Source organism: Methylorubrum sp. Q1 (assembly GCF_004683995.1).
Classification (GTDB): domain Bacteria; phylum Pseudomonadota; class Alphaproteobacteria; order Rhizobiales; family Beijerinckiaceae; genus Methylobacterium.
Map to the genome: position 1 here is coordinate 1 of NZ_SRHQ01000056.1, position 6,596 is coordinate 6,596.

Consider the following 6,596-nt stretch of genomic DNA (forward strand, 5'->3'; position numbering starts at 1 on the left):
GCGCCGCGAAGCCCGCCGCGGCCGGCGGCCCCGGAGACCGACGAGGAACTCGTGGCCCGCTGGGACCAGACCCTGTCGGGCGCGGCCTTCGTGCCCACCGTCCTGCGGGAGGGCTGGACCCGGCTCGCGAACGGGGCACTGCGGCTGCGCAGCGGCGTGACGGGCCTGATCGAGGCGCCGGCGGCGGACGTGCCGGTCAATCCCCGCGCCTCGCTGATCATCGCCGAGGACAGCGGCGGAACCCGCCTCGGCGAGACCACCGTGCTCGTCACCGCGCCGAACCCGTCGATGCTCAAGGCCTCGGTGTCCTGCCTCGTCGATCCCGTGGTCTGGACGCGCCTCGTCGGGCGCGCCGCCTTCCTCGATGCCTCGGACGGCACCCTCACCACCGTCCAGCCCGATCACGTCGCGCTGATCGAGACCCGCTCGTGGTCGCTCGCCAACTTCCGGCTCGTCTCGGCGGCCTGGCTCTCCCTCAATCCCGGCTACTATGTCGGCATGACCCTGTTCATGGCTCTGTGCCTCGGCCTCGCCACGACGGGCCTCGTGCGCCAACTCGGTCGAAGGAATTCCTGATGCGGCCCCCCCGCACACCGCGCCGCCCCGGCTTCGCCGCCCCGGGTATCATCGGATGGGCAGTTGCCTCGGCGCTCGCCCTCGCGGCGGCCGGATCCGCCGCCGCACAGACGACGCCACAGCCGGCATCCCCGGAGACGTCGTCCCAGGCGCCCCAGCCCGCGCCCCAGCAGACGGAGGCCACCACGGTGCCGCCCGCCACGGCCCTGCCGGGCCCGCCGCGCGCCGAGACGTCGGCGCGGACCGATTCCGGGCCGCTGCTCGCCAACACCCTGGGCGACGACGCGGCGTGGCGCGCCTACCGGTCGCGATTCATTACCGAGCAGGGCCGGATCGTCGATACGGCCAACGGCCTGATCAGCCACAGCGAGGGCCAGGGCTACGGAATGCTGCTCGCGGTCGCGGCCGGCGACCGGGCCACCTTCGAGCGGATCTGGGGCTGGACCCGCGCCAACCTCATGGTGCGCTCCGACGAGCTGCTGGCATGGCGCTGGGCGCCCGACCACCGCCCGGCGGTGGCCGACATGAACAACGCCACCGACGGCGACATCCTGGTCGCCTGGGCGCTCACCGAGGCGGCGGAGGCCTGGGGCGAGCCGTCCTACCGCACCGCCGCGCGCCGCATCGCCGTCGAGTTCGGCCGCAAGACCATCCTGTTCAGAGACCCGCACGGGCCGGTCCTGCTGCCGGCCGTCTCCGGCTTCTCGGCCCGCGAGCGCTCCGACGGACCGCTCATCAACCTGTCCTACTGGGTCTTCCCCGCCTTCCAGCGGCTGCCGATCGTCGCCCCCGAATACGATTGGGCCTCGCTGATCCGCAGCGGCGTCGATTTCCTGCGCCAGTCCCGCTTCGGGCCGAGCAGCCTGCCGACCGAGTGGATCTCGGCCAAGGACAGCTTACGCCCCGCCGACGGCTTCCCGCCGCTGTTCTCCTACAACGCGATCCGGGTGCCGCTCTATCTCGCCTGGGCCGGCGTCGGACGGCCGGAGGATTACGCGCCGTTCAAGACGCTCTGGGGCGGGATCGAGCGCGAGCGCCTGCCGATCGTCGACACCCGCGACGGGCAACCGGTCGAGTGGCTGAGCGAGCCGGGCTATATGGCGATCTCCGCGATCACCGCCTGCGCCGCGGACGGAACACCGTTTCCGGAAGCCTTAAGGACGGTGCAGGACAATCAGAACTACTATCCCGCCACCCTCCAACTCCTCTCGCTGATCGCCGCCCGGATGCGGTATCCGTCATGCGTGAAATCCTGACGCGCCCGCGGCGGCCTGCGCCGAAAGGCCCGCCGGCCCGGCGGAAGAGAATGCGCCGGGGTCAGACGTCCGGGCCGTTCGCGACGGCCGCGCAATCGGGCGCACTCCTCGGCGCGCTCCTGCTCGCCAGTGCGGCGCCCGCGATAGCTCAGGGCGGCGCGGCACCGGAATCGTCCACGCGCCTCATCTACGGCGACGGCGCCCGCGCGCCCGCGATCGTGGTCGATCCCGAGACCGGGGTCACGCCCGGCATGGTCGATGAGAGCGCGCTTCGATACTACGCCTCGCAGAAGCAGACCGCCCGGATGAAGGCCGAGATTGCGCGGCTGAAGCGGCTCTATCCCGGCTGGACCGAGCCGGGTGATCTCGACACCCTGCAGCCGAGCCCGCCCGAAGAAGCACCGCTGTGGGATCTGTTCACCGCCGGACGCTTCCAGGATCTGCGCGCGGCCATCGCCGCGCGCCGCTCGCTCGAGCCGAACTGGCAGCCGTCGGAGGAACTGGCGCGCAAACTGCGCCGGGCGGAGTTCCGCAACAGCATCAAGACCACCGCGGAGAAGAACGGGACGGGCAAGAACGAACTCGGCAAGAACGCCGACGAGGTGGTCGCCCTCTACCGCGCCGATCCCAGCGCCCTCGACACGGCGGACCTCGAATGTCTCTGGATCATCGCCGACGCGCTCGCCACGACGGGGGCGGGCGAGGACGCCTTCGATCTCTACAAGTCGGTCCTCGACGGCCCGGCCGATGCGGGCGCGCGGCTCGCCACGATCCAGAAGGCGATGAGCCATCTCAAGATGGATCAGGCCGAGCGGCTCATCGCCATGGGGCGCACGATCCAAGGAGCGAGCCAAGGACCAAGCCAAGGGGCGAGCCAAGGATCCAATCAGGAGGGCGTGTCGGAATTCGACGCGATCCGCCTCGACATCACCCGCGCCCGCATCGCCGCCTTCCTGCACGACGAGCCGGCCCAGACGCCGACCCTGGCCGACCTCACCGCCTTCCAGACCTATGCCCGCAAGAGCGGCGACCCGAGCCAGACCGGCCTGCTGGGCTGGTACGCCTACAAGCGGCGCCAGTTCCGCGAGGCGCTGGAGTGGTTCAAGCTCGCCATCGGCCGCGGCGGCGACGCCATGGTCGCCCACGGCCTCGCCCATACCCTGCGCGAGCTGAACATGCTGCGCGAGGCGGAAGAGGTCGCCTATGCCTGGCGCGACCGCTTCGTCGGCAACGAGCTGCTGTTCATCGACGTGCTCGAACGCAAGCTGACGCTGGCCAACCCGCCCTTCATCGAGCCCGCGCGGATCGAGCGCTACGCCAAGGTCGTGATCGCCTCCGCTTCCGGCGAGGGGGCGCAGGGCTTGGCGTGGTACGCCTATAATTCCTGCCAGTTCGACACGGCGCTCGAATGGTTCCAGCGCGCCGTCGCCTGGATGCCGAGCGAGACCACGGTGTTCGGCTACGCCCTGACGCTGCAACGGCTGAAGCGCCAGCGCCCCTATCTCGAAACCGTGAACCGCTATGACGGCCTGTTTCCGAAGGTCGTCGACATGCTGTTCCGTGAGGATCCCGGCGGGCCACCGCTGCCCTGCGCCGCGCCGCAGCCGCCTCGGCCGCCCGCGCGGGCGGAGGCGCGGCCCGAGCCGAAACCCGACGCCCCCTCCTACGGCCGCGTACCCCGGCCGGATGCGGCCATGATCGGCGCCCAGACCGGTGCGGTGCCGGCGGCGGTCCAGCGCAACGAGTTCCCGCTGAGCGTGCCTCTCGACAATCCCCTGCGCTACCCGCCGGCCGCGCTGCAGCGGGTGCTCACCGAACCGGTCGCGCCCGGCAGCGACGCCCGCGAGCCCGTGACCGCGCGCGCGCCCCTGGTGGCGCGCCGCGTCAACGGGGCCGGGGCGATGCCCTATGAGCGCTACGGCTTTGCCCTGCTGCCGGGCTATAACGGCCTCGACAAGCCGGAGGGTCTCTCCCCTCCCCCACCGGGCACGCTCTGGCAGGACCAGCAGGCGGAACGGGGCCGGGCCGCCGCCACGCCGGAGAGCGACCGCTTCTCCGTGCCCTCCCGCGTCTCGTCGGGCAACGGGCCGAACGGGAAGGGTTTTCCGTGAGATCGCGTCTCTTCGGCCTCCTCGCGGCGGTCCCGGCCCTGCTCCTCGCCGGCCCGGCTCTGGCGCAGTCCGCGCCGGTCCTGCGCCTGCCCGGCGCCGGTCCGGTCGCGGGCGTCGTCGACACGCGGGTGCGCGACGGGTTCGACCAGCGCATCCGCTTCGAGGGTGGCGACGGCCGCAACCATGCCGAGGTCGCCCTGCGCAACGAGACCGGCGACCTCCTGCTCGCTTTCCCACCGCGGCTGGCCAAGCCGAGCCAGTTCGGCATCGACGGCGAGATCGCGGTCCGCTTTCCGGGGCAGGTCCTGCGCGTGGTCGCGCCGCGGCGCAACGGTTACGGCCCGGTCGGCCTCGCGCTCGGGACCGACTGCCTCTACGCGTGGCAATGGTTCGAGCGGGCGAGCGCGGCCCAGCGCGCCGCGAGCCGCGGCGGCCTGTTCGATACGTCGGTCTCCCCAACTGCGGGCCGGCGCGCCCTCTCCCTCCGGATCCGGCTATGCCGCACGGCGCAGGCGAGTCTTGACGATCTCGTCGCCGCCGTCGAGCGGATGACCATCTCTCTGCCCGGCGAGCCCGGAGCCCGGCCACGCTCCTCCGCCGTCCGGCGCGAAAGGCCCGCCTCCGTGAAACGGCAGGCCGCACGTCCCAAGCCCAGCGAGCCACCCGCCGAGGCCGCACCGAAGCCGGCACCGGCCGCGCCGCCGCAGGCCGCGCCACTCCGTCCGCCGACGCCAACGGCGCCGGACAGCGGTGGCCGCCGCTACCTCGCCCCCACGACGCCGCAGGGCGCCGCCCCGACGTCCGAACCGCCGGTCACGAGTCCGGCACCGGGGGGGGCGCAGCGCTACATCACCGATGTGCCGAAACCGCCAGAGGGCGCGGGAGGCGGCCTGATGCCGAGCCCGGCTCCGGGCCGCTCGACCGGCGAGAGCCTGTCGCGCGATCTCCCCGCCGAAGCGTATCGGCCCGCCCCGAACCGCGACGGGCCGTGACGGGCTGACCGAGACGATGGACGCGGGCCGCGCGAGAGACCATCGCCGCCCATGACCGCCGAACCCCGCCGCACGGCAAGGGTCCCTTGCCCGCGCGCACTCAACCGATGGCAAGACCGCCCAGCGTCGTCAGCACGACGACGCACCACGGCGGCGCCTTCCAGGCGGTCAGCAGCACGAAGGCAAGGGCCGCAAGGGCGAAATCGCGGGGTGAGCCGACCGCGCCGGTCCAGACGGGATCGTAGAGGGCCGCGCCCAGGATGCCGACCACTGCCGCATTGGTGCCGCGCATGGCCGCCCGCGCCGCCGGCCGCACACGGACGGCATCCCAGAAGGGCAGCATCCCGTAGACGAGCAGGAGGCCCGGCAGGAAGATCGCCACGAGAGCGATGCCGGCCCCGAGAACGCCGTTCGGCGCCGGCTGCGCCACCGCGCCGAGATAGGCGGCGACCGTGAAGAGCGGCCCCGGCACGGCCTGGGCCGCGCCGTATCCCGCGAGGAAGGCGTCCGGCGACACCCAGCCCGGATCGACCAATGCGGACCGCAGAAGCGGCAGGACGACATGGCCGCCACCGAAGACGAAGGCGCCGGACCGATAGAACGCGTCCGACAACGCCAGGGCATGGGAACCGAGGGCGCCTGCGAGGAGCTGCAGGCCGATCAGCAGGATCAGGAAGGCGGCCAGCGCCACGCCGCCGGCCCGGCGCGAGATCGGGACGGCGCGAGAGCCGGTGCCCGGGCCGTCATCCGACCGGCACAAGACGAGCCCCGCAACCGCACCGAGGGCAATCGCCAGGATCTGGCTGAACGCCATGGGGGCGAACACCGTCAGCAGGAGCGCTCCGACGGCGATCGATGCGCGCCGACGATCCGGTGCGAGCGAACCGGCCATACCCCAGACCGCCTGGGCGACCACCGCCACCGCGACGAGCTTGAGCCCATGGATCAGACCCTGCGCGGAGGGACCGGTGAGCGCATGCGCGCCATAGGCGAAGGCGAGGAGCAGCAGGGCCGAGGGAAGCGTGAAAGCCGTCCAGGCCGCGATTCCACCGAGCAGGCTGCGGGTCCGCAGAAGGCCGAGTGCGAACCCGACCTGACTCGAGGCGGGGCCCGGCAGGAACTGGCATAGGGCGACGAGGTCGGCATAGCCGGCCTCATCGATCCAGCGGCGGCGCGTCACCAACGTCTGCCGAAAATATCCGAGATGGGCGATCGGTCCGCCGAAGGCGGTGAAGCCGAGCCTGAGGAAGACGAGAAACACCTCCCCAGGGCTTCCCGATTGAGCGGCATGCCCGGTAGCCGCTACCGCCGGAGCCGATGGGGCCTTGCTCACCGTGACGTCCTCACCGAGGCTTTTTCCGCGTCTCACCGACCCGCGCATGGCGGAGGGATAACGATCGAAGCATAGGCCGGCCAAGTCGCCGAACCGCTCATCGAGGGCGTTTGCCATCGTGATCGCAGGCCGATGGCATAGGAGCACGAGTGTACGGACATCGTGAAGAGCGAAGGCGGCAAGCACCCTGAAGCGCCCTCCCCTTCCCGTCGGGCCTGGCGGGGACGGCGGCGCGGAGAGTGCGGTGTCGGGTGTCGTGAACGACGGAAGGCCCGCGGGCGTTTGGGCCAGCGGGCTTGGGGTCGGATGGGTTGTGTCGGTGATGCGT

Annotated in this window: 4 protein-coding genes and 1 pseudogene; 4 read left to right on the plus strand and 1 reads right to left on the minus strand. The window is 72.0% G+C overall.

The genetic code is table 11. The annotated features are described in order from the left end of the window. From E4V01_RS24935 to bcsN, 4 genes and pseudogenes are all read left to right on the plus strand, one after another. Positions 1-576: pseudogene (locus E4V01_RS24935) on the plus strand (cellulose synthase); the annotation flags it as partial. Further along, positions 576-1,832, plus strand: a complete 1,257-nt coding sequence (locus E4V01_RS24940) for a glycosyl hydrolase family 8 (RefSeq protein ID WP_135300240.1) — start codon at positions 576-578, stop codon at positions 1,830-1,832. The pseudogene E4V01_RS24935 and the gene E4V01_RS24940, both read left to right, overlap by 1 nt. After that, complete coding sequence (locus E4V01_RS24945) at positions 1,817-3,943, plus strand: hypothetical protein (protein WP_135300241.1); 2,127 nt, start codon at positions 1,817-1,819, stop codon at positions 3,941-3,943. Before E4V01_RS24940 ends, E4V01_RS24945 begins: the two co-directional genes overlap by 16 nt. Beyond that, entirely contained in the window at positions 3,940-4,935 is a 996-nt protein-coding gene (bcsN, locus tag E4V01_RS24950; protein ID WP_060769025.1) for a cellulose biosynthesis protein BcsN, read from the plus strand. Before E4V01_RS24945 ends, bcsN begins: the two co-directional genes overlap by 4 nt. Before the next feature lie 100 nt (positions 4,936-5,035). Here the strand turns inward: bcsN and chrA are convergent, their stop codons facing one another. Beyond that, on the minus strand, positions 5,036-6,196 hold the full coding sequence (chrA, locus tag E4V01_RS24955; RefSeq protein ID WP_245517708.1) for a chromate efflux transporter: 1,161 nt from the start codon (positions 6,194-6,196) through the stop codon (positions 5,036-5,038). Positions 6,197-6,596 lie beyond the last annotated feature (400 nt).

Coding starts and splice junctions, on each gene's coding strand:
- E4V01_RS24940 (WP_135300240.1), top strand. CDS start 576: ATGCGGCCCCCCCGCACACCGCGCCGCCCCGGCTTCGCCGCCCCGGGT.
- E4V01_RS24945 (WP_135300241.1), top strand. CDS start 1,817: ATGCGTGAAATCCTGACGCGCCCGCGGCGGCCTGCGCCGAAAGGCCCG.